The organism is Nocardia asteroides (genome assembly GCA_019930625.1).
GTDB classification, from domain to species: domain Bacteria; phylum Actinomycetota; class Actinomycetes; order Mycobacteriales; family Mycobacteriaceae; genus Nocardia; species Nocardia sputi.
Window position 1 is genome coordinate 5,618,671 of sequence record CP082844.1, and the last position, 25,245, is coordinate 5,643,915.

At 64.2% G+C, this 25,245-nt stretch carries 10 protein-coding genes; 5 read left to right on the top strand and 5 right to left on the bottom strand.

What is annotated here, in order from left to right; genetic code table 11:
* Positions 1-114: 114 nt before the first annotated feature.
* Positions 115-1,995: a glycosyltransferase family 39 protein gene (locus K8O92_25540; protein ID UAK31175.1), complete on the bottom strand. Its 1,881-nt coding sequence runs from the start codon at positions 1,993-1,995 to the stop codon at positions 115-117.
* Positions 1,996-2,020: 25 nt separating this feature from the next.
* Positions 2,021-2,329, bottom strand: a complete 309-nt coding sequence (locus K8O92_25545) for a hypothetical protein (protein UAK31176.1) — start codon at positions 2,327-2,329, stop codon at positions 2,021-2,023.
* A 388-nt stretch (positions 2,330-2,717) separates the two neighbouring features.
* Here K8O92_25545 and K8O92_25550 point away from each other — a divergent pair, with 388 nt between their 5' ends.
* Both K8O92_25550 and K8O92_25555 read left to right on the top strand, forming a co-directional pair.
* Positions 2,718-3,863: a hypothetical protein gene (locus K8O92_25550; GenBank protein ID UAK31177.1), complete on the top strand. Its 1,146-nt coding sequence runs from the start codon at positions 2,718-2,720 to the stop codon at positions 3,861-3,863.
* 193 nt (positions 3,864-4,056) lie between these two features.
* On the top strand, positions 4,057-19,389 hold the full coding sequence (locus K8O92_25555; protein UAK31178.1) for an amino acid adenylation domain-containing protein: 15,333 nt from the start codon (positions 4,057-4,059) through the stop codon (positions 19,387-19,389).
* A gap of 29 nt (positions 19,390-19,418) precedes the next feature.
* On the opposite strand, the gene K8O92_25560 is transcribed toward K8O92_25555, so the two are convergent.
* Positions 19,419-20,396: a hypothetical protein gene (locus K8O92_25560; GenBank protein ID UAK31179.1), complete on the bottom strand. Its 978-nt coding sequence runs from the start codon at positions 20,394-20,396 to the stop codon at positions 19,419-19,421.
* 638 nt (positions 20,397-21,034) lie between these two features.
* On the opposite strand from K8O92_25560, the gene K8O92_25565 reads away from it, so the two are divergent.
* Positions 21,035-22,084, top strand: coding sequence for an AraC family transcriptional regulator (locus tag K8O92_25565; GenBank protein ID UAK31180.1), 1,050 nt, complete (start codon positions 21,035-21,037; stop codon positions 22,082-22,084).
* Between the two features lie 26 nt (positions 22,085-22,110).
* Here the strand turns inward: K8O92_25565 and K8O92_25570 are convergent, their stop codons facing one another.
* Complete coding sequence (locus K8O92_25570) at positions 22,111-23,004, bottom strand: IS5 family transposase (GenBank protein ID UAK31181.1); 894 nt, start codon at positions 23,002-23,004, stop codon at positions 22,111-22,113.
* A 420-nt stretch (positions 23,005-23,424) separates the two neighbouring features.
* Here K8O92_25570 and K8O92_25575 point away from each other — a divergent pair, with 420 nt between their 5' ends.
* Both K8O92_25575 and K8O92_25580 read left to right on the top strand, forming a co-directional pair.
* The gene (locus K8O92_25575; protein UAK31182.1) at positions 23,425-23,769 is read left to right on the top strand and encodes a helix-turn-helix transcriptional regulator; all 345 of its coding nucleotides are present in this window, start codon (positions 23,425-23,427) and stop codon (positions 23,767-23,769) included.
* 50 nt (positions 23,770-23,819) lie between these two features.
* Positions 23,820-24,467 (top strand): NAD(P)-binding domain-containing protein, encoded by a 648-nt coding sequence (locus K8O92_25580; protein ID UAK31183.1) that lies wholly within the window; start codon positions 23,820-23,822, stop codon positions 24,465-24,467.
* Between the two features lie 373 nt (positions 24,468-24,840).
* Here the strand turns inward: K8O92_25580 and K8O92_25585 are convergent, their stop codons facing one another.
* The gene (locus K8O92_25585) at positions 24,841-25,008 is read right to left on the bottom strand and encodes a hypothetical protein (protein UAK31184.1); all 168 of its coding nucleotides are present in this window, start codon (positions 25,006-25,008) and stop codon (positions 24,841-24,843) included.
* Positions 25,009-25,245 lie beyond the last annotated feature (237 nt).

The window sequence follows — 25,245 nt, forward strand, 5'->3', positions numbered from 1 at the left end:
ATTCGCGAAGGTGTCGAGCGCCTGGCCGCTGTGCTCGACGGAAGCTAGCCGGACGGCCGCGGTCGTTGATTGCCCGGATGCGTTCGGAATCCGACGCCTGTCGAAGATTTCGGCTCAATTCTTCTGTCTGGCTGGGATCGACAGGTCATAGAGAGTGACGCTGTCCACGATCGTGGGAGAGTAGTGGTCCTGGATCCATTCGGTGATATGTGCGTTTGCTCCGGTCTCGCGCTCTCGCCCGTTCGGTGTGATGATGAAATAGCGTATCTCGCCCTGCGCGGCGTATCTTTTGAACTGTTCGAGCGTCGGAGACGGATCGCGGCCGTTGAAGCCGCCGATGGGCATGATAGGCAGCTGGGCGGCAAGTTGGTATCCGGCCGCGTTCATCGATCCGATTGCCGCGCCGGCCCAGCGGTGACCGGTACCGTCGCGCCGCAATAGACGAACCACTTCAGAACTCGGTGTGGAGGGCTCGAGGAAGAACGCGATCGACGCCGGAGTCACGCCGCCGCCGGTAGGTGCGGCGACTACCGGTCCCGCGATGGGATTTGTCCCGTGGTGCGGGGTCGCGATGGTGTGCACAGTGTACGCGACCGGTCCCGCGAATGCGGTCAGCGCGGCGGCAGCCGCAACAACGACGCCGGGTTTGTCACGGACTATCACGGTGACGAAGGCGAGCAATCCGGCTGCCAGCACCGCCCAACGCAGCCATGGCGCGAAATCCGCACTGCGACTCCATAGCAGCCACGCGGTCGCCGTGGTAGCTCCCAGCGCGAGGGCCGCGGAAAGGCGCACCGACAGTCGGTCACGGTATTGCCAGGCGAGGGCGGCGCCTATGCCGACCAGAGCGGCGACCGCCGGAGCGAGGGTCACCGTGTAGTAGGGGTGAAATATGCCTGCCATATAACTGAACACCAGCCCGGAGACCACCAGCCAGCCACCCCAGAGGAGCAGCGTTGCTCGCCGGCGATCGGTGCGAGGGGATCTGCCGCACAACAAGAGTCCTGCCACGAAGGTGACCAGCGCCGCTGGGATGAGCCACGCGATCTGGCCACCCTGCGCTGGTTCGAAGAGCCGGGCGATGCCCGTATCGCTGGGTGCGGTCGCGCGGCGGACCGCTTCGACTCCCGGCGTGCCGACGCCGCGCCGGTCGTTTCCCGTCAGCCGGTCGAATCCGTTGAAGCCGAGAGTCAATTCGAGCACGGAATTATGCTGCGAGGCGCCAATCCACGGCCGCGACCTGGCCGGCCAGAGTTCCACCGTGAGTAGCCACCAGGCAGTTGCCGCGACCATGGTAACGCCGGCCGCCAGCAGTTGGACGATGCGCTTGCCGAGGCGGGGCGGACCGGTGACGAGATAGGTCAGGGCCAGGGCGGGCAACACCAGCATTACCTGCAATTGCTTTGTGAGAAAACCGAATCCGATGAAAGCACCACAGAGGACCAGCCATCGGGTACGTCCGTCGTCGAGCGCTCGTATCAGCGCCCACGCCGCGGCGACCTCCAAGAACACCAACAGGGCATCCGGATTGTTGAACCGGAACATCAGTGCGGCCACTGGTGTCACCGCGAGCGCGAATCCGGCGAGCAACCCGGCGACCGGCCCGAAGGACCTGCGTACCGCCGCCCAGAGCAGAGCCACCGACGCGGTACCGAACAATACCTGCGGCACCAGAATGCTCCAGCTGTTCAACCCGAACACCCGCACCGACAGTTCCATCGGCCATAGTGCCGCGGGTATTTTGGCGGCGGTGATCGAGTTCGCGGAGTCGGAGGACCCGAAGAAGAATGCCTTCCACGACTCCGAACCAGCCTGCACGGCAGCCGAATAGAACTCGTCGGCCCACCCGTTGGCGCTGAGATTGCACAGGTAGGCGATCGTGGTGGCCGCCAGCAGCAGTGCCAAACTCGGCAATTCGTGTCGAACACGAGGCGTTCTCGGCACGATGTCCGCTTCGATCGGATTTTTCGGCGGCACTGCGCTGGTCCCGTTCATATGGCCGTCCTCAGGACCATACGCATCAACCTTCCCGGGGCGGGGCAAGCGGCTCGCGTGCGAGAACCTCGTTTTCGATGAACGAGGCCAGCCGTGTAAATCCGCTCCGGATGTCTGCTACATCGAGGTCGCTGCACGACAAACGCAGTCGGCGGCTGCCGCTTCTGTCGAGATAGAACTGGTCCATCAGGGTCCACAGCACGCTGTACTTGGACGCTGATCTTTCCAGGAGCGCGAGGTTCGCCTGAAGGCGCATGACGAGGAAGACACCGCCGTCCGGTCGATTCCACTCGACCGCCGGCCGGCCGTGCCCACCGGCGTCGAGCGCGGTCAACAGGCATCCGAGGTTTTGTCGGTGCCATCCGGCTTTGCGCCGGGCTCTGCTGGGCGAGCGTGCCGCCGTCCGCGATCAGCATCGACGTTGGTGGGACTGTCGTTCCGACACCAAGAATTCGCAAGCCGAATTCACCAACTCACTCTCCGGCCGTTGAGACCTCGACCCGGAGTGGCGCATCGGTGGCAATGCGCTGGTGCAGAGATCGGCGCCTCGGCATTTGGTGTGCACGGCGTGCGAGATTCATCGTGAATCACATCCATTCCCTGGGGAGCCCGCCTCGGGGCACGGCCGCAGCCGAGCGGGTCGTCGCTCGGGAAGTTTAATCCGATCTGACAATTCACGGCGCCACGGTGGGTCCACCGTTGGGAACGCTCTCGTTTCCCTGATGCTCCCGGAACTCGGGCGGTTTCACCGCGCGGACTGGTTGTTCGGCGGGTGGGCGACGGTGAAACCGAGCGGCATCGAGTGGCGGAAGGCGTTGTGGGGGTGTGGGTTCGAGATGGTGCTGGACGGTGCGGAGGAGTGTGGCTGGGTAGCGCGGCAGCTGGCGGGTCGCGTCATCGGTAGCGGATGGGCTTCTCCGTGCCGATTTCTGGATAAAATTTTACCGGGCTGCATCGCTGTGTGTGATCGAGTCGAGCATGCCCATCCATGGGGATATCGAGTTTGTGTTGCCTGGAATACTGCCAGCATGGAAGACGCGCTTCGGGTCGTGATCGTGGCCGGTGGCGCTGCGCACTTCAAAACCATCAACTCGGTGTGCGAGAAATCCGGATATTCTGTGGTGTCCTGTTTGTTCGCTCGTTCGGTGAAGTCAGGCTCTCCGATCCTGCCGTCGTCGGCGGCGGTGATAGGGGAGTTGCTGGAAGTGATACCGGGAGGGATGGACCTGGTGCTGCCAGGCAGTGCCGCCGGGCTGGCTGACGCATTACCCGGATATCGACCCGACGTCATCGTGGCGTGTGGATTCCCCTGGAAATTCCCGGCCGCTGTTCTGCGGATTCCCGAACTCGGTGTGCTCAATATACATCCGTCACTCCTGCCGAAACATCGGGGGCCGATGCCGATTGCGTGGGCCATAAGAAATGGTGACACGGGATTCGGACTGACGGTACACAGAATGGATGAAGAGTTCGACACCGGCGAGATACTGTCCAGTCGGGGCGGTATACCGCTGGACGAGGATCCGACGCCGGAACGGTTGTGGGGTCGTATGGATCCGGTGATCCACGACCTGTTGCCCGACGCGCTGAACAAGGTCGTGGCTGGAATTCCCGGACTTCCGCAAGATGCGGGGGAGGCGTCGTACGAGTCGTCCTTCGAACCTGGATTCTATCGGGTGGATTGGTCGAATACTGCTGTCGTAGTACACAACCAGGTCCGAGCGTTGCGCTCTCTCGGGACGGGTCCGGTCGCGCAGATCGGCGATCGTCGCATCAGGGTGTTGCGTACTCGCCTCGACCCTGGGGAGGGGGAGCGGGTGGAGTGCGCCGATGGCCCTTTGTGGATCGTGGAATCGACGTCCGTCTGAGCTCGGCCTGTTCCCGAAGGTGGTCCAGCCCGCGACGCAGCCGTCCAGTTCGTCCGGCGGCACCACATCGTTGACAAGCCCCACCTCGAATGCGCGTGCTTCCGAGGAGCGGCCGATCGACCCGGAATGTGGTCCAGATTGCTCATGTCGAGCGCTGCACCCGAGCGACGGGAATTTGACAGGAGGATGCACCATGAAGCCACGGTCGGAATTGCCGTTGTCCGAAGCGGAACGTACGCAGTTGGATGCCTTCGGTAACTGTGCGGCGCTGCGGGAGGTAGGCAGCGGAAGCCGCTCATTACTCCGGCTGTTCGCCGCACAGGTCGACCGGGTGCCGGACAACCGCGCTGTGGTGTGTGCCGACCAGGAGTGGAGCTACCGTGAGATCGACCAACTGTCATCTCGTCAAGCGCACTTCCTGATCGGGCTGGGCGTACGACCAGGTCGAACGGTTGGCCTGGTGTTGCCGCGTTCGATGCACTGGATCACCGCGGTGCTGGGCATCCTCAAGACGGGGGCAGCGTATGTGCCGATCGAGCCCGCATACCCTGATCATCAGATTGCCGCCGTGCTTGCCGAAGCGGGTGTGATGGCGGTCGTCACCTCGGCCGAACTCGTTTCCCGCGTCGAGGCGGCGCTGCCGGTCGAAGCCGACGATATCCCGATCGTCGATGTATCCGATCGGCGGCTCGACAGCCAACCGTTCTCCGCGTTGCCGTTGCCAGGTGCACAGGAGCTGGCCTACTTGATCTACACCTCGGGAACGACAGGGCGGCCCAAGGGCGTCGCGGTATCGCACGGTGCCGTGTGCGATCGGATCACAGCGCACATTCGGCGGGTGCGGATCCGCAGCGACAGCCGCGTACTGCAGTTCTCGCCTTTGGTCTTCGATGCGTCGGTGCTCAATATGTGGTCGGCACTGCTGGCCGGTGCGTCGGCCGTCGTGCCCACCGATGACGAAGCCCTGCCCGGGGCCGCCCTCGTTCGGTTGATCGACCGCCAGAGAGTGACTCATGCACATCTCACACCCTCCACGGTCGAAGTACTCACTGCCGAACAATTGGCGGGGGTGACGCTGGTAACCGGTGGCGAACCGTGCAGCGCGGCGCTCGTGGACCGATTCGCCGGCGATCGAGCCATGTTCAACGCCTACGGCCCGACAGAGACCACCGTGATGGTGTCGATGACCGAACCGCTGGCCGTCGGATCGGGTACGCCGTCGATCGGAACACCGGTACCGGGCGTGGGCATGGTGGTGCTCGATGACCTGATGCGCCGAGTGCCGACAGGTGCGATCGGCGAGCTGTATGTGGGGGGATCCGGCCTCGCGCGGGGCTATTGGAACAGGGCGGGCTTGACCGCGTCGAGGTTTGTCGCCGATCCCGTCGGTGGATCCGGCGGCAGGCTGTATCGCACGGGTGATTTGGTGCGTTGGAATGAGGCGGGGGAGTTGGAGTTCGTCGGCCGAGTCGACGATCAGCTGAAGATTCGCGGGTTTCGGGTGGAACCAGGGGCGGTCGAAAGAGAATTGGTTGCCCTGCCGGGGATCGGTCGGGCCGCCGTTGTGGCACAGGTGGATCAGGACGGCGAGAAACGACTGGTCGGGTATGTGGTGCCGGATCCGAGCGCCCCTGGCGCGGGCATCGAACCCGAGGCCGTCCGGCGTCGGCTCGGACGCCGGTTGCCCGAATTCATGGTGCCGGCCGCGATCGCGGTCATGGACCGGCTTCCGGTGATGATCAGCGGAAAGATCGACAAGGCGGCCCTGCCGGTGCCGGAATACCTGTCGACGGTTCCGTATCGTGCGCCGCGGTCCCGTGTCGAAGTCGAGCTCGCTCGACTGTTCGCCGCGATCCTCGGGCGCGGCCGGGTAGGCGTGGACGACAACTTCTTCGAGCTCGGCGGCCACTCACTGGCCGCGACTCGGTTGACCAACCAGATCCGCGCAACGCTCGGAATGGATGTGCCGGTCGCCACGATCTTCGACAAACCCACGGTGTCAGGGTTGGCGCCGGCGCTGAACGAGCGGCGGCTCATGCGTCCGCCGCTCCAGCCGATGCCGCGGCCGCACGCTTTGCCGCTGTCGTTCGCACAGCGTCGACTCTGGTTCCTGCACCGCCTCCAAGGGCAGTCGGCAACGTACAACATTCCACTCGCGTGGTCACTGACCGGTCCTTTGGACCTGACTGCCCTGCGGTCCGCATTTATCGACCTGCTCGCGCGCCATGAATCGCTGCGCACGGTCTTCGCTGAAGTGGACGGCATTCCGCGACAGCGGATCATTGATGTGGATCATGCCGATATCGGTTGGGCCCTGGTCGACGCCGGTGCGTGGGCACCGGGTCGGCTGGCCGCCGAGATAACGGCGGCCGCGGCCTACACCTTCGACCTCGAGCGCGACGTTCCGCTGCGCGTCACGGTGTTTCAGCGCAGCCGCACAGAGCACGTATTGACGGTCGTACTCCATCACATCGCCGCCGATGGCTGGTCGTCTCGGCCGCTGCTGAACGATCTGGCGCTTGCCTACCACGCCAGGCTCGGCGGCCGAGCCCCCGAGCGGGCACCGCTACCGGTGCAGTACACCGATTACGTTCTGTGGCAACGACAGTTGCTCGGCACGGAATCCGAACCGACCGAGGTACTGTCCGCACAGCTCGATTACTGGTGCGCCGAATTGACGGCCGCTCCACCATGTCTCGAGCTGTCCGCGGACCGCCCGCGCCCGCCGACGAGATCGCACCGGGGTGGCACCCGGCCATTCAACATGGACGCGCGACTCCGATCCGACATCCTCCGCCTGGCTCGCGACGCCGGTGCTACGGCGGCGATGGTGCTGCAAACCGCATTGGTGGTGTTGTTGCATCGGCGCGGTGCGGGCAACGACATCCTGGTCGGTTCGCCGATCGCCGGCCGCGCCGACCAGGCCACGGACGAGCTCATCGGCTTCTTCGTCAACACCTGGGTCCTCCGTGCGAACGTCACCTCCGACCAGTCGGCGTCCGAGCTGCTCGCGGTAGTCAAGCGAAAAGCGCTCGCTGCCTACGAAAACCAGGACGCGCCCTTCGACCTTCTGGTCGAGCGGCTCAACCCGATCCGGTCCTCGGCGCACCACCCGGTGTTCCAGACGATGCTGGTGTTCCACCACGACATCGTCACGGATCTGGATCTCGACGGTGTCGACAGCACGGTCGTGCACACGGACACGGGAACTTCTCAGTTGGACCTGACGATCGTGATCACCGATCGAGGACGCGGTGCGGGCTGGCATGCCCACATCACCTATGCGTCCGATTTGTTCGAGTCCGAGACAATCGACGAGTTGGCAGCGCAGTTCATGCAGGTGCTGCGCGGCATCGTCGCGGATCCGAGCGTCCCGGTGGGCTCACTCGAACTCTTCGGTAGCCAGGGGATCCAACAGCTGGATACATTCGGCAATCGGGCCGCGTTGTCTGTCGACCGCGGTCCTGCTACATCGATACCGGAGGCCTTTGCCGCGCAGGTGACGCGGACACCGGATGCTGTCGCGCTCATCTTCGACGACCAGACCTGGACCTACCGGGAGCTCGACAGACAGTCCACCCGGGTAGCGCACCGGCTGCTCGGTTGCGGTGTCCGAACAGGGGATGTCGTGGCACTGCTGCTGCCCCGCTGCGCCTACAGCTATGTCGCACTGTTGGCGGCTCTGAAGATCGGCGCGGCCTATGCTCCGATCGAGCCCAACTATCCGGATCACCGAGTCCGGTACATCCTCGACGACGCCGCTGTGTCGGCGGTCGTCACCACAGCCGCCCTGCGGGCCCGCGCGGAGTCACTGTTGCGGTCGCTGGACCGCCGCGACAGGTCCGTCATCGATATCGCTGATCCGACGCTCGACACCGAGCCACATACGCCGGTTGCCTTCCCTTATCCGTGGTCGGTGGCCTACGTGATCTACACCTCGGGAACGACGGGTGAACCCAAAGGCGTCGCGGTAACTCATGCCAGCGTTGTCCAGTTGGTCGCTGCCCACACGCGGCATCACGCGGTACACAGTGGAAGCCGGATTCTGCTGTTCGCCCCGCTGGTTTTCGATGTATCGGTGACCGATATGTGGTCGGCGTTGTTGAACGGTGCGGTTGCGGTAGTGCCGACGGAAGATCAGGCGCGCCCGGGGGATGCGCTGGCGGCACTGATTTCTCGTGTCGCAGTCACGCATGCTCATGTGACGCCCTCGACACTGGCGGTGTTGTCTGCCAGCGATCTGGGCTCGTTGGAATTGTTGTCGGTGGGTGCTGAGGTGCTGTCGGCAGAGTTGGCCGATGAGTGGGCTGGGCGCTTACCGATGGTGTATAGGTATGGTCCGACCGAAACGACGGTGTATTGCACGATTACAGGTCGTTTGGTTGTGGGTTCGGGTGTTCCGTCAATTGGTGGGCCTGTTTCCGGTGCTGCTTTGGTGGTGTTGGATGCTCGGTTGGGGCGGGTGCCGGTGGGTGTGGTGGGTGAGTTGTATGTGGGGGGGTCGGGCGTGGCGTTGGGGTATTGGGGTCGGTCGGGGTTGACGGCGGGGCGTTTTGTCGCTGATCCGTTCGGTGGGGTGGGGGGTCGGTTGTATCGGACGGGTGATTTGGTGCGGTGGAATCGTTCGGGGGAGTTGGAGTTTTGTGGCCGGGTCGATGATCAGGTGAAGATCCGGGGGTTCCGGGTCGAACCCGGTGAAGTGGAAGCGACGCTGCTTATGCATCCGCAGGTGACCCGGGCTGTGGTGGTGGTCCGTGAGGACGTGGTGGGTGATCGCCGGTTGGCAGCGTATGCGGTGGTAGTCGGTGCCGGCGTTGATTCGGCGTCGTTGCGGCGGTTTGTCACGTATCGATTGCCGGAGTATTCGGTGCCTGCGGCGATCGTGGTGGTCGACGAGATTCCGGTGACGGTGAACGGGAAGGTAGACAAGTCTGCGCTGCCTGCGCCGGAATATGCCTCAGAGCGTGCTTTTCGGGCGCCGGGGACGCCGGTGCAGGAGGCGGTGGCGAGGTTGTTCGCGGAGGTGCTCGGGTTGGACAAGGTCGGCGTCGATGACGACTTCTTCGCTCTCGGCGGACATTCGCTGGCGGCGACACGGTTGTCGAGCCGGATCCGCAGCGTGCTCGGTATCGAGATCCCGGTCCGTGCGGTGTTCGACGCACCGACCGTGTCGAGACTGACCGCTGACTTCGACGCGGCGGTCGAACCGCGTCCATCGTTGCGACCTTCGCCGCGACCGCCGATGATTCCGTTGTCGTTCGCGCAGCGTCGACTGTGGTTCCTGCATCGATTGGAAGGACCTTCGGCGACTTACAACATTCCCATGGTCCGAATGCTGATCGGGCCTTTGGACCGGGACGCCCTGCGTGCCGCGATAGCGGATGTCGTGGCTCGGCACGAATCTTTGCGGACCGTCTTCCCTGAATCGGATGGTGTGCCGAGCCAGCGCGTCATCCCCGCCGACGCCGCTTACTTCGGCTGGGCCACGGTGGACGGCACGACCTGGAACGACATCCAGCGCCAGACCGCTGTGGCGCAGGTGGCCCGGTATCACTTCGAACTGGCCACCGAGATTCCGATCCGGGCCCAACTGCTGTGCTGCGGCGAGGACAAGCATCTGTTGTTGATCGTCGTGCATCATATCGCCGCGGACGGCTGGTCCGCCGCACCGCTGTTCAACGATCTGGCCGGCGCCTATCGAGCGCGCGTCGCCGGTCATGCGCCCGGGTGGCTCCCGCTGCCCGTGCAGTACGTGGATTACACGCTGTGGCAGCAAGCACTACTCGGTTCGGAAGACAACGCCGACAGCCTGCTGTCCACCCAGCTCGAGTACTGGAAGCGTGAACTGGAGGACGCTCCGCGACTGCTGACCCTGCCCGCCGACCGACCGCGGCCGCGCACGATGTCGCACCGCGGCGAATTCGTGTCCTTTGCGATAGAGCCCACCGTGCGCGAGGCGATTTCGCGGTTGGCCGAAAGCGAGGGCGCGACGGCATCGATGGTGTTGCAGGCCGCGTTGGTCGTGCTGTGGCACCGACTGGGCGCCGGAGCGGATGTGGTGATCGGTTCGCCGATCGCCGGTCGGACCGATCAAGCGCTCGAGGACCTGGTCGGGTTCTTCGTCAACACCTGGATATTGCGTGTTCAGCTTACTCCGCAGCAGACCTTCGCCGAGGTGCTGGCTCAGGTTCGGCGAAAGGCTCTGGCCGCCTACGCGAACCAGGATGTTCCGTTCGAGGTACTGGTCGAGAAGCTCAATCCGATCCGATCGCCCGCCTACCACCCGATGTGCCAGACTCTGCTGGCGTTCCAGAACAACACGGCCGCGGACGCGGAATTCTCCGGCCTCACGGCCGAGCCGGTGTCCGTGGCGACGGGTACTTGCCGGATGGACTTGAATATCGCGATTGTCGAGCAGGCTGATGTCGCGGGCTGGACCGGCTGGATCGAGTACGCCACCGACCTGTTCGACGCGGCCTCCGTCGACGCGATCGCCGCACAGTTCGTTCGGGTGCTGATTGCGGTGGCGGCCGATCCGGCGGTACCGGTGACCGCGATCGAACTGCTGGCGGCACAGGACATCCGGCAGTTGGAGTCCTTCGGCAATAGTGCCGCGCCGAAATCCGACTGCGGTAGCCGGGTATCGGTGCCGGAAGCCTTCGCCGCACAAGTCGCGCGCACCCCGAATTCCGTTGCGCTCGTCTTCGACAACCGAACCTGGACGTATAAGGAACTGGACCGGTCGTCGACCCGCTTCGCGCACCGGCTGATCGGCTGTGGTGTCGAGCCCGGCGACCGAGTTGCGTTGCTCTTGCCTCGGACCGAGCATCCGTTCGTCGCGGTACTGGCTGCTCTGAAAGCTGGTTGTGCCTATGTTCCCCTGGATCCGTCGTATCCCGACCGCCGGCTCGCGTTCGTGCTCCGTGATGCCGCACTGGCGGCGGTGGTGACGACATCGGCGCTGGCAGACCGTTTGGCCTTAGTGCTGGCCGACATCGGCGTCGATCATCTTCCGATCATCGATATGTGCGAATCGAGCAAGGAAGCGCACCCGGAGATGACGCTGCCGTTTCCGGATCCTGGTCAGGTGGCGTACTTGATCTATACCTCGGGTACGACGGGTGTGCCGAAGGGTGTTGCGGTGTCGCATGGGGGTGTGGTGGAGCTTGCTGTCGGGCAGGGTGTGCGATTGGGGATTGATGGGGGGAGTCGGGTTTTGCAGTTGGCTCCGTTGGTTTTCGATGCGTCGGTGATCAATATGTGGTCGGCGTTGTTGTGTGGTGCCGCCGCGGTCGCGCCTACGGAGGAGCAGGCGCGGCCGGGTGTGGGGTTGACGGAGCTTATTGCCCGGCAGCGGGTGACTCATGTTCATGTGACGCCGTCGACGTTGGCGGTGTTGTCGCCGGTTGGTTGGGATTGGGTGGAGTCGTTGTTGATGGGTAGTGAGGTGTTGTCGGCGGGGTTGGTCGATGAGTGGGCTGGGCGTTTTCCGATGGTGAATACGTATGGTCCGACGGAGACGACGGTGTATGCCACGATCACCGGTGAGTTGTCTTCGGGGACTGGTGTGCCGTCTATCGGTTCGCCGGTGTCGCATGCTGCTTTGGTGGTGTTGGATGCTCGGTTGGGGCGGGTGCCGGTGGGTGTGGTGGGTGAGTTGTATGTGGGGGGGTCGGGTGTGGCGTTGGGGTATTGGGGTCGGTCGGGGTTGACGGCGGGGCGTTTTGTCGCTGATCCGTTCGGTGGGGTGGGGGGTCGGTTGTATCGGACGGGTGATTTGGTGCGGTGGAATCGTTCGGGGGAGTTGGAGTTTTGTGGCCGGGTCGATGATCAGGTGAAGATCCGCGGGTTCCGGGTCGAACCCGGCGAGGTCGAAGCGGTACTGGTTTCGTGCTCTTCGGTTGCGCGGGCTGTCGTAGTCCTTCGTGAGGAATTGGGCGATCGCCGCTTGGTCGGTTACGTGGTGCCGGCCGTCTCCGAAATTGATCCGTTCGAGCTGCGAGACTTCGTTGCGCGGCGGCTGCCCGCATTCATGGTGCCTGCGGCGGTCGTGGTGGTCGACGAGATTCCGGTGACGGTGAACGGGAAGGTGGACAAGTCGGCGTTGCCGGTGCCGGAATTCGTGTCCGGGCGTGCTTTTCGGGCACCGGGGACGCCGGTGCAGGAGGCGGTGGCGAAGCTGTTCGCGGAAGTGCTCGGACTCGACAAGATCGGCATCGACGACGACTTTTTCGAGCTGGGCGGGCATTCGTTGTTGGCAACGCGGTTGACGAGCCGGATTCGTGCGGTGTTGGGGGTCGAGGTTGCGGTGCGGTCGGTGTTCGAGGCGCCGACCGTGGCGCGGCTGGCGTCGGTTTTCGATGCGAGTGTCCGGTTGCGTCCGGCGTTGGTTGCCATGCCGCGCCCGACGCGGGTTCCGTTGTCGTTTGCACAACGCCGACTGTGGTTCCTGTCCCGCCTGGAAGGACCGTCGGCGACCTACAACATCCCGATGGTCTGGCGCCTCACCGGTGCTCTGGATGTCGATGCGCTGAAAGGAGCGATAACCGACGTCGTTGCCAGGCATGAATCCTTGCGCACAGTATTCCCCGATGTTGACGGTGTGCCGTACCAGCGGGTCCTCGGCATCGACACCGCGGACATCGGTTGGCTGGTAGTCGATGCGACCGAATGGGGCTGGAACGAGTGCTCCGAAACCCTCGCGCGGGCGGCGCGGCACACATTCGATCTGGCCGAGGACATTCCGATCCGCGCGCAGCTCCTGCACTGCGCCGCACGCACGCATGTGCTGATGATCGTGCTGCACCATATCGCCGCGGACGGGTGGTCGTCGACACCGCTGCTGCGTGATCTCGCCACCGCCTACGACGCACGGCGCAGCGGCCGCGCCCGGGATCTGCTGCCGCTACCTGTCCAATATGTCGACTACACGCTGTGGCAGCTGGAACTGCTCGGTTCTGCGAGCGACCCCGCCAGCCGGGTTTCCGAGCAGCTCGATTACTGGCGAAGTGAACTGGCTGAAGCGCCACAAATGCTCGACCTGCCGACCGATCGACCGCGGCCGCAGGCGATGTCCTATCGCGGTCACGTGATGCCGTTCACGATCGAACCCGAGTTGCGGGCGGCGATCTCGGAACTGGCGGCCGGTCACGGCGTGACGGTGGCGATGATTCTCCAGGCCGCATTGGTGGTGACGTGGCATCGGCTGGGAGCCTGCAACGACATCGTGATCGGATCACCGATCGCGGGCCGAACCGATCAGGCGCTCGACGACCTGGTGGGTTTTTTCGTCAACACCTGGGTATTGCGGATATCGGTCGCACCGTATTCATCGTTCGCCGACGTGCTTGCCGCAGTGCGACAAAAGGCTCTGGCGGCCTACGAGAACCAGGATGTCCCGTTCGAGCTCTTGGTCGAGCAGCTCAATCCGAGCAGATCGGCCGCACATCACCCGCTGTTCCAAACGATGATCGTATTCCAGAACCACGCGGCCGCCGAGATGAAGCTTTCCGAGGTGAGCGCCACTGTCGTGCCGACGACGACTGGCGCCGCGCGGATGGACCTGAATCTGGTCGTCGTCGAGCAACCCGATATGGATGGCTGGTCCGGTCGAATCGAATACGCCACCGATCTTTTCGACCCGGCAACAATCGACTCCGTCGTGGTTCGTTTTCTTCGGGTACTCGCCGTGGCGACAGCCGATCCGGCCGCACCTGTCGGAAAGTTCGACCTGTTGGCAGCGTCGGAGATCCGGCAGCTGGAATCCTTCGGCAACGCTCCGGCAGCTGCCGCGGCCCCCGCCGGGCGGGCATCAATACCGGAAGCCTTCGCCGCGCAGGCTTCCCGGACGCCGGACGCGGCCGCGCTCGTCTTCGACAATCGGTCGTGGACGTATCGAGAGCTGGACCGGGAATCCGACCAGTTGGCACACCGGCTGATCGATTGCGGCATCGGTGCGGCGGACGTCGTCGGGCTGCTGTTGCCGCGCACCCGACACAACTTCGCCGCGGTGCTTGCGGTTCTGAAGATCGGGGCGGCGTACCTCCCGATCGATCCCGCCTATCCCGATCACCGGATCGGGTTCGTGCTGAACGATGCCTCGGCGGCGGCGGTGTTGACAACCACGGAGTTGATCCGCCGAACAACAACATTGCTGGAATCGATCAACCGCCCGGATTATCCGGTTATCGATGTCCGCGACCCGATCACCAGCAACCAGCCGCTCACCCACCACCCGTTTCCGGATCCTGGTCAGGTGGCGTACTTGATCTATACCTCGGGTACGACGGGTGTGCCGAAGGGTGTTGCGGTGTCGCATGGGGGTGTGGTGGAGCTTGCTGTCGGGCAGGGTGTGCGATTGGGGATTGATGGGGGGAGTCGGGTTTTGCAGTTGGCTCCGTTGGTTTTCGATGCGTCGGTGATCAATATGTGGTCGGCGTTGTTGTGTGGTGCCGCCGCGGTCGCGCCTACGGAGGAGCAGGCGCGGCCGGGTGTGGGGTTGACGGAGCTTATTGCCCGGCAGCGGGTGACTCATGTTCATGTGACGCCGTCGACGTTGGCGGTGTTGTCGCCGGTTGGTTGGGATTGGGTGGAGTCGTTGTTGATGGGTAGTGAGGTGTTGTCGGCGGGGTTGGTCGATGAGTGGGCTGGGCGTTTTCCGATGGTGAATACGTATGGTCCGACGGAGACGACGGTGTATGCCACGATCACCGGTGAGTTGTCTTCGGGGACTGGTGTGCCGTCTATCGGTTCGCCGGTGTCGCATGCTGCTTTGGTGGTGTTGGATGCTCGGTTGGGGCGGGTGCCGGTGGGTGTGGTGGGTGAGTTGTATGTGGGGGGGTCGGGTGTGGCGTTGGGGTATTGGGGTCGGTCGGGGTTGACGGCGGGGCGTTTTGTCGCTGATCCGTTCGGTGGGGTGGGGGGTCGGTTGTATCGGACGGGTGATTTGGTGCGGTGGAATCGTTCGGGGGAGTTGGAGTTTTGTGGCCGGGTCGATGATCAGGTGAAGATCCGCGGGTTCCGGGTCGAACCCGGCGAGGTCGAAGCGGTACTGGCCGCGTATCCGGCGGTGGTGCAGGCGGTGGTGGTGGCGCGCGTGGACGGGCCGGGGGAGCGTCGGTTGGTCGGGTATGTCGTGCTCGATTCCGCGTCTGGTGGTGTCGATGTGGCCGCGGTGCGCCGGTTCGTGGCGCGACGGTTGCCGGGGTTCATGGTCCCGGCGGTGATCGTGGTGCTCGAGGCGATGCCGTTGACGGTGAACGGGAAAGTCGATCGGCAAGCGTTGCCGGCACCGGAGTATCGGTCCGAAGTGGAGTATCGAGCGCCGGAAACGATCCCGCAGGAGGTGCTGGCGGGATTGTTCGCGCACGTCCTGGGCCTCGACCGGGTCGGGGTCGATGACGACTTCTTCGAACTGGGCGGCCACTCACTGTCGGCGACCCGGCTGGTCAGCCGAATCCGATCGGTGATGAAGGTCGAGGTTCCCGTCCGGCAGGTATTCGACACACCAACCGTCGCGCAGTTGGTGTCGGTCTTCGATGCGAGTGTCCGGCTGCGCCCGGCGTTGGTTGCCAAGTCGCGCCCGGAACGAGCTCCGTTGTCGTTCGCCCAACGCCGCCTCTGGTTCCTTTCCCGCCTGCAAGGTCGATCGGCGATCTACAACATTCCCATGGTCTGGACACTCACCGGCCCGTTGGATATCGAGGCCCTGCGACTGGCCATCGCCGATGTCATCGCTCGACACGAGTCATTACGAACGGTCTTTCCCGATGTGAACGGCGTGCCTTATCAGAAAGTTCGCGAACCCGGCGTCGCCGCACACGTGTGGCAGGTGCTCGACGCCACCGGCTGGGACGAAAGCTGGATCGACCGCACGACCGCGGAACTGGCTGAGTTCGAGTTCGATTTGTCCGTCGACGCGCCAGTCCGCGCTACCGTTCTGCGCCACGATACCGAAAGGCATCGACTGGTGTTGCTCATCCATCACATCGCAGTCGACGGGTCCTCGATGCGGCCGCTGATGCGGGATCTGACAACTGCCTATGCCGCGCGATCGAAGAAAATTGCGCCACAATGGAGGCCGTTGCCGGTGCAGTACCTCGACTTCACGCTGTGGCAACAGGACTTGCTGGGGGCGCCGACCGACACCGAGAGCCTGATGTCGTCGCAAATCCGGTACTGGCGCGATGAGCTCGATGGGGCGCCGGCACAATTGACGCTTCCCCTCGACCACCCACGACCCCGGGTGGCCTCCTACGCGGGAGATGGACTCGCGTTCACGATCGACTCGACGCTCCAGACGAAGATTCGGCAGGCGGCCGTCCGAGAAGGGGTCACTGTGTCGATGTTCCTGCAAGCGGCGCTCGCGGTGCTCTTGCACCGGCTCGGCGCCGGCAACGACATCGTGATCGGCTCGCCGATCGCCGGACGTACGGACGAGAATCTGGATGACGTAGTCGGATTCTTCATCAACAGCTGGGTATTGCGTGTACAGCTGTCCCCGTCGATCACTTTCGCTGAGCTGCTCGTACAGGTGAGGCGAAAGGCATTGAACGCGTACGAGAACCAAGACATACCGTTCGAAGCCTTGGTCGAAGCGCTGAACCCGCCGCGCTCTACCTCCCATCACCCCCTGTTTCAAACGATGTTGGTGTTCCAGAACACGATCGAGGACGACATCAGGCTGCCAGCTCTACGATGCGAGCGGGTGTCGGTACCCAGCGGAGTGTCGCGCATGGACCTGACCTTCACAGTCGATGATCGCGTTGATACGCAGGGCTGGCCGTGCCACATCGAGTTCGCCACTGAGTTGTTCGCACGCCCCACGATCGAGTTGCTGGCACAGCGCTGGCTGCGCGTGCTCTCGGCCGTGGCGGCCGCGCCGAGCATCCCGATCGACGCGGTCGAATTGCTGGGCGAAGCTGAGAACCGGCAACTGGATACCATGGGTAACACCGCTGCGCTGCGTGCGGTGGCGGCGCCGACCGGTCCATCTGTCCTGGAGTTGTTCGCGGGACAGGTGATTCGGCGACCGAATGCCGCCGCAGTACAGGCCGATGGCGCACAGTGGACTTACGGCGACGTCGATCGAATGTCGTCACGGCTGGCGGGCGAACTGCTCGCGCAGGGGGTCCGGCCGGGCGATGTGGTCGGGCTTTTACTGCCTCGGTCCGTGTATTCGGTGACGACGGTGCTGGCGATATGGAAGGCCGGTGCGGCGTACGTGCCGGTCGACCCGGGATATCCAGACGATCGGATCCGTTTCGTGTTCGGTGACGCCCGAGTGGCAGTCGTCGTCACGACAACGGAGTTGGCCGGTCGAATCGGGCAGCCACACACCGACGGCACCTCGTCGGTGAAAGTCGTCGACGCCTGTGCTTGTGCGGGCGAGCCCCCCACCAGCATCGCATCGGTGCGATCCCCTGCGGGGAGCCTGGCCTACTTGATCTATACCTCCGGCACGACCGGGCGGCCGAAGGGTGTCGCCGTCACGCACTCGAACGTGTCGCGACTCTTCCGTGCTACGCAACCGACGATGGCGTTCGGTCCTGACCAGGTATGGAGTTTGTTTCACTCACTCGCCTTCGACGTTTCCGTGTGGGAGATGTGGGGTGCCCTGGCGCATGGCGGATGTCTGGTGGTGGTTCCCGGTCCCGTGGTGCGGTCGCCGGTTGAGTTCACGCGCCTTATTGCCGATGCGGGCGTGACCGTACTGAGCCAGACACCTTCAGCGTTCTACACGCTGCCGCCGATTCCCGGTTCAAAGTTGGATACAGTGGTTTTCGCTGGTGAACGTCTGGAGCCGGTGCGGCTGCGGCCCTGGATGAAATCTCACTCCAGTGTGCGCATGCTCAACATGTACGGCACGACCGAGACGACCGTGCACGCGTCCGTGCGGCAGATCGGGACAGATGATCTCGAATCGAGCGCGAGTCCGGTCGGGGCTCCACTGCCCGACCTCGCATTCGTTGTGTTGGACATCCATCTCCGTCGGGTGCCACTGGGTGTGGTGGGTGAGTTGTATGTCGGGGGACCCGGTGTGGGAGAGGGGTATTGGCGTCGGCCCGGATTGACGGCATCGCGGTTCGTCGCTGATTTGTTCGGTGGTGGGGGTCGGTTGTATCGGACGGGCGACCTCGCACGGTGGAATCAAATGGGAGAGTTGGAGTTTCGTGGTCGTGCCGACGACCAGGTGAAGGTGCGAGGGTTCCGGGTCGAACCGGGCGAGGTCGAGGCCGCGCTCATCGCGCACCCGCAGGTGAGTCAGGTCGTGGTCACGGCGCGTGCAGATACTCCGGCGGATCCGCGGCTGGTCGCCTACGTGGTTCCAGCACGCGCGGGCACGCTCGACACTGTGGATCTGCTCGGATTCGCAGCCCAACGTCTGCCGGGATTCATGGTGCCTGCGGCCGTTGTGGCGATCGATCGGGTGCCGATGACCGTGAATGGCAAGGTGGACGAAGCGGCGCTGCCGGCGCCAGAATACCGATCGGCGTCAGCGTTCCGAGCGCCGCAGACCGCGATACAGGCCGAACTGGCGAAGCTGGTCGCGGACATACTCGGGGTCGATCGAGTCGGCCTCGACGACGAGTTCTTCGCGCTCGGCGGTCACTCGCTGTCGGCGATGCGTCTGATTGCGGCCATTCAACGATCGTTCGGTGCCGAAATCGCCGTTGAAGCTGTCTTCGAGTCAGCGACCATCGCAGACTTGGCGGCTACCGTGGACTCCGGGCTTCGGCAGGCGACCGTCCGTCCCGTGACGACTCTCCGTGCCGGAATCGGAAATCCCTTGTTCTGCATTCACCCGGGAGTGGACACCGGCTGGGACTACCGCAATCTTGGAACATATCTGCAATGTCCGATCACGGTGATCCGCCAGCTATTTTTGCCGAACGGTGAGCATCCCCGATCTGTCCGCGAGCTGGCGGCTTTGTATGCGGATGAGATACAAGCCGTTCAAAACGTAGGGCCGTACCGACTGCTCGGGTGGTCGTTCGGTGGCGTGGTCGCCCACGAAACGGCGGTAATACTGCAACAGCGAGGTGAGACCGTTGCGAACCTGGTACTGCTCGACAGCCGGATACCTGGAGCCGAACCGCAGCCCGTCAGTGACGAGGATCTTACAAACTATATAATTCGCGGCTATCTCGCACGAATGGGTGTCTCAGCGGACCACGTGATCGGCAGGCTGGCCTATACCGATATGTGCGCGTTGGCCGAAGAGCTCGATATCTTCGACGCTATCCCCCCTGAATCTCTGCTGCGGAGGAGCGTCGAGGTAAGCCGGGCGAATCTATTGCTATTGCGTAGTCATGCGCCGTCGGCATTTTCTGGCACCATCGCGGTGGTCGCGGTCGGCGACCGGGACGGTGGTGACAGTGACGCCGCGGACTGGCGAAAGCACTCGAGCCGAGAGGTGCTCAGCTATCTGATCGACGGCGCCCACGACACGATGCTCCAGATGAAATCGGTCGACCAGTTCGGTGCATTTCTTCGCCGGATTCTGCAGGAGGGCGCAGGTCTCTAATTGGCGAATCCTGCGCACCCGGTGCGGCGCTAACCGGGCTCGGACGCTGATGCGTGTCCGCGCCGGAGTCGGCAGCCGATCACCGAGACCGTCGGAAGCGTGGGCCGGATGTCGTGTTGTACCCACTTGAGCGGACCCACTGCGGTGGCGTAGATGCCCGACGCTCGCACTATCTCTCCGCGTTCGCGATGAGCCTTGATGATCGCAGCGATACTGGTGATCAGTTCGCCGACCAGGTCGGATTCGGTGGGCGGATCGCGAACCTCCCTGCACAGCTGCGCGAGGACGAACGCTGCTTGTCCCAGATCCGGCACGTGCGATCCGAAGCTGGGCGGTCGTGTGCGGCTCCCGGCCGCGAGTGCCGACAACCCGACTTCGTGCGCGGCGACGGCGAATGGTCCTGTCGCGTCGGGTTCCATCCTCCATGACCAGATCGCCAGCACTCCGGAGACCCGGCTTGCCGCCCACCGCCATGCCGCGCGATCGATACTCCGAACACGTGCCAGCGTTTCGTTGAAACTACGAACATCAGCGAGGGCGAGTGCCCAGAACGCGGTGTCGACCGACACCACGGTTTCTCTGGCCGACGGCGCAACCGAACGCGGAAGTTTCCATTCGGTCTGTGCGTCGGCCATCGCGTGCGCGTCGTCCTCCCACCCGTCCCGCAAATCACGCAAGGTCAGGCCTGCCCCGACCTCGAGGTCGGTGATCGCGGGACCCAGGCGTCTGCTGTGGGCGTCACGCCACTGGGCGATGTAGCCGGCGACATAACCGTCGAGGACACTGACGCGTGGCTGCAGGAGGGTCCCGGTCGACCGCATCCGGCGTATCCATTCGACCTCGGAGAGGCTGACTGCGGCCGTGGCGCGCAGCGTGCGCCGCAGCATTCGATGATCCGAGCCGTCACTGTCTTCCAGCCGCTCGATCCCCGCCTGCATCTGCTGCTCGAAACTCGCACCAGGCCCGGGCAGCCTGGACCGGGAAAGGCAAAGGTCGCAACTGGTCAACGCGACATGATCCGATCAGCCGACGAACCGACGATCACCGTCGGCCGAGGGGGTGAACTTGCCACATCAAGCATCCACTCAGGCTAACCAGTCACCAACGCGGGGAAGTTCCTGCGATCGCCACTGTGCTGACAACCTGACCGTCACGAAAGTGTCTGTTGCGGAGAATCTCGTGGCGACCGCAAGGCCAGCTTCCACTCGAAAGCTGCCGGTTCCCGGTCTCGTCAACCGCCGCATCAGCTGGCGACGCACTCATCGATCTCGGTTGGCCGCACCGAGCGCACCGAGTTCTTGTCATACAACCGACCCTGGACAGTCCCCGATAATGCGGATCAGCGGAAGTCAAGTCACCAGATCCCCAGCACAGAGCGATTTCGGATACGAACGCCCCTAGTTGTCGCGCCCCGCTTTCTGCATGCCTCGAATCTCCAGGTGGCCCTGTCGGCAGCGCTGTCCGGGCTCGCCGCCGCCGTGAAACCGAATGGGTGACGGTGCCGAACGACTCCCTGCTGCCGTCCGGCTCAGCGGGTGGCTACTGACTCGTACGTCCGGCGCAGCCGACTGCCTTCAGGACCAGCGGGATCTAGAGGCACCACGCATTCCCAGTGCCGAAGAGACCTATCATCGGAGTCCGTCACATGGTGCAGTTCGGCACCGATCACGGCGTCACGGAGCGTCGGCTGCTCGCCTCGACCGGCTTGCGACCGGCTGATCTCGCTGCGGACGATCTGGAAGTCGAAGCGATCCAGGAACTCTCGGTCGCGCGCAACTTGGTGCAGACCATCGGTGACAGACCGGGACTCGGCACCGAGGTGGCGAAGCGTTTCTCATTGGCCGGCTTCGGGCTGCTGGGCTTCGCCATGCTCAGCAGCCCCACTGCAGGTGAAGCCCTGCGGGTCGCACTGCAAATACTGCGGATCGGCAACCGGTTCGTCGATATAACTGTCAGTCTCAGCCAGACGGCAGGACGGATCGAATTCCGGGACGACACCCTTCCCGCCGAGGTCCGCGCTTTTCTGCTCGAACGTGACATCGTGATCATCTTCGGTGTGATCGTGCTGCGTTGCCTCAGCCCGCGACTTGCGGACCGTCTCGGTGATGCACGCCTCGAGCTGGCATTGCCCGAGCGCAGCGTGGCCACCATGACCGCCGGCATGGCTCAGACCCTCTCCGATGTTTCGCACAACCCGGTCGACCGATTCCCGACTTTCGCCGACCGGCTGAGCACGGCCCTGACGTTTCCCGTCGATCTTCTCGCCGAACCGATGTCGATGCCCGATCCCGCTACGGCCGCGCTGTGTGAGAAGCGCTGCCTGGACCTTTTACAGCAGCGAAGAGAGCGTGGCCAACTCGCCACCAGAGTCCGCGCGGTGCTTCTCCAGCAGATCGGCACCATGCCTACGGCGGAGGACATCGCGAGGAGACTGGACATGGACCGTCGTACTCTGCACCGAAGGCTCGCCAGCGAGGGGACCAGCTTCCGAATTCTGAACGACGAAGTCCGCTGTGCACTCGCGATAGACATGCTCAGTGTCCTCGAGCTCACTGTGCAGGAGACCGCAATCCGCCTCGGAAACTCCGGTCCTGCGGCGTTCAGCAGGTCGTTTACCCGATGGACGGGCCACCCTCCGAGGTACCTACCGCCGGTGAACGCTTCCATCGAATGCCCAGATTCTCGGGTCAGCTAGGCAGTGTCTCGAAGTAGGTGTCGAGGTCACAGCCATTGGTCGATGGCGGCGATCTGGATGACGGCGAGGTAGCGGGTGGCGAGTTTCTCGTAGCGGGTGGCGACAGCGCGGTGTTGTTTGAGTCGGTTGATGCCACGCTCGATAGTGTTGCGGTGCCGGTAGATCTCACGGTCGAACGCCGGTGGTCGCCCGCCCGCGCGGCCACGATTGCGGCGGTGTCCTACTTGATCTGCCGGGACCGGGATAGTGGCGGGGATACCACGCTCGCGCAGGTAGGCGCGGTTGGCGGCCGAGGAATACGCCCTGTCCGCCAGTACCCGGTCCGGACGCACGCGTGCCCGCCCACGACCCAGGCGCGGGACCCGGATGCCGTCGAGGACCGCGGCGAACTGGGGGCTGTCACCGGCTTGACCGGCGGTGAGCAGCAGCGACAACGGACGCAGGCGGTGTTCGCAGGCCAGATGGAGTTTGGTTCCCCATCCGCCCCGAGACCGCCCGAGCGCGTGATCGGCCGGTTCGCTGTAGTGGCCGCCGGGTGGTTCGGCCTGGCGGTCGCCGTCGCGGCGGGCTCCGGCGGCGTGGCAGTGGGCACGCATGATCGTGGAGTCCACGCTGACCAGCCATCCGATCTGTTCGGCGGCGTCGGCGATCGCCTGGAGTTGCCGCAGCACATGTGCCCAGATCCCGGCTCGACTCCAGCGGCGGAACAACGCGTAGATCGCCTGCCACGACCCGTACTGCGGTGGGATGTCCCGCCACGGGCAACCGACCCGGATCCGCCAGCGGATACCGTCGAGCAGGCGGCGTCGGGTCCATCTCGAGGGACGGCCGGGTCGTTTCGGGGTGGGCAGCAGCGGCTCCAGCCGTGCCCATTGGGCATCGGACAGGTCCGCTCGCGCGGTCACCGCTAGGGTGGTCACGAGGTCTCCGGTGTTCAGTTGAATCTTGGTCGATCAACCAACTACCGGAGACCTCGCCATATCTCAAACCCCCACCCTGCCAAACAGTCTCACACCGGCGGCGCTACTTCGAGACACGCTCTAGGTGGCATCGAAGGGAGTCGAGGCCGGACAGGTGGGGGCACGAAGATGGCGTTGGACGATCACGCCGGTCCGGTACCGGTCACCGTCCAGCCGGAACCCTTCCGAACAAGCCCGTGGCGGCGCAGGCAATTCACACGTCGTAATTCGTTCGGTTCTCCGACACCCTGTCGTCCTCTGGTGGTGTGGTCCGGAAGCCCAGCGACAATCCCCCATCGGAAACCCGTCCACTCGTTACCTACTGCGCGCTGGGTAGGCTGGAGTCGCCGGATCGGTCCGCAGAATGAACGGCTCTACGCCATGAGTGAATACGACGTCTTCCTCGCCGATTGCCCCGCCCGCACCACACTGGCGCTGGTCGCCGACACTTGGTCCGTGGTGGTGATCTTCGGGCTCGGGGACGGTCCGCAGCGCTACAGCGAACTGCGGGACCGTATCGGCGGCATCAGCAAGAAGATGCTGACGCAGACACTGCGCAAGCTGGAGGCGTCACGGCTGGTCGAGCGCCGTGTCCTCGCCGCCGCGCCGCCCGGGACGGAATATACGCTCACACCACTCGGGAAGAGCCTCCTGGAGCCTGTGTCGCTGCTGGCGCGCTGGGCCGAGGAACATGCCGAAGAACTGGCATTCGGGCAGGATTCCTGATCTGTCGCTGGGCACCATCAGGTTCCCTACAGCCCCATAGCTTCGACTGCATGAGAATCGCAATCTTCGGAGCAGGCAACATGGCCGAGGCCCTGGGCGCGAAATGGGCCGCACGCGGGCACGACCTGATGATCACCGGACGGTCTCCCGAGAAGGCCGCGGCCTTGGCCCACCGGTTGGGCGTACGCGCAGGCAGCTTCGCGGAGGCGGCGCTGTTCGCCGATGCCGCTCTGCTCGCCGTGCTGTACCAAGGGATGGAGTACACCCTCGAACGCATCGGGAACGGCCTGCGCGGCAAGCCTGTCATCGACTGCAACAACCCGGTCGAAACCGAGGGATTCACCCTCGTCACCCCGCCCGGCGAGTCGATGGCGCAGCAGATCGCGAAGGCGACCAGCGGACACGTGGTCAAAGCCTTCAACCTCTGCCACGCCGATGTATGGCGCATGCCGTCGATCACTTTCGACGGCCGTCCGCTCACCGTGCCCTACTGCGGCGACGACTCGACCGCCCTGCGCGTAGCCGAGCAACTCATCGAGGACACCGGAGGGGTACCTCTGCCGACCGGCGATCTGCGGCATGCGCAGTACCTGGAGGCGAGTGCTGCGATCATCATCGCCCAACTGTACGGAGGCCTTCCCGCACGTACGGTGTTCAACCTGGTCGACGACCAGGCACCGGTCGCCCGCCAGGGTTGACGGTGCTGTCCATGACGGCCGAGGCGCTGGGACGACTCGATGCCCCTACGTGCGCTCCGGACCTCGATGCCCCGATCACGCACCCATCGTCGAATGTCGGCGGCGTCGTAAGCCTTGTCGGCATGCACCTTGCCGGGCCGACGCCAAGCGAGGCTGGACCGGCTGGACCAAGCTCGAGCGCGTGGACTCCGAGACCAGCCGGCGGACGTGGGCACGCACGGTCTCAGCGACCGAGTAAGCCTCGGATAAGCGGCGACCGCACCATGTGGCTCGGGCGAATGCTCGACGACATCAGCAGGGCGCTCTGCTCGAAACCAACCGTAAACATGACGAAAGAACTATGGCGAGAATTGGTCTCGTCCGATGTCCCGTATCAGCTGGTGTGTTCCGAGACATTGTCGAAGATCCGGCCTCCGTCCCCGACGCAGCAGAGTCCATAGACGAGATCCTCATCGGCGGGACGGACCACGCGGTTCGCGACCAGCGGTCCATCAACAAGTTCCTGCAACAGCGACTGCGGCGGGATGACCTGCGCGATCACCGCCGGCCACACTCCAGAGGGCAGTGCCAGCCAACGTTCCGAGGGGGGACGAGGACGAGCCCGGGTTCGGGCTGCCGCCACCGTCGTGACCGAGACCGCTGTCGCCCGGTCATGTCGACATCATGATGGCCATCGGCGAGGTCTTCCGAAACGGAAAAGAATGAGATGGCGGGCGCTACAATCGAATACGCGTTCCGACAGGTGCAGTGCTTCATTCCTGGGTGTTCGATGGGCCCG

What these genes read in the sequence shown, in the direction of transcription:
- K8O92_25540 (UAK31175.1), bottom strand. Translation starts at nt 1,995, where the DNA reads ATGAACGGGACCAGCGCAGTGCCGCCGAAAAATCCGATCGAAGCGGAC.
- K8O92_25550 (UAK31177.1), top strand. Translation starts at nt 2,718, where the DNA reads ATGCTCCCGGAACTCGGGCGGTTTCACCGCGCGGACTGGTTGTTCGGC.
- K8O92_25555 (UAK31178.1), top strand. Translation starts at nt 4,057, where the DNA reads ATGAAGCCACGGTCGGAATTGCCGTTGTCCGAAGCGGAACGTACGCAG.
- K8O92_25565 (UAK31180.1), top strand. Translation starts at nt 21,035, where the DNA reads ATGGTGCAGTTCGGCACCGATCACGGCGTCACGGAGCGTCGGCTGCTC.
- K8O92_25575 (UAK31182.1), top strand. Translation starts at nt 23,425, where the DNA reads ATGAGTGAATACGACGTCTTCCTCGCCGATTGCCCCGCCCGCACCACA.
- K8O92_25580 (UAK31183.1), top strand. Translation starts at nt 23,820, where the DNA reads ATGAGAATCGCAATCTTCGGAGCAGGCAACATGGCCGAGGCCCTGGGC.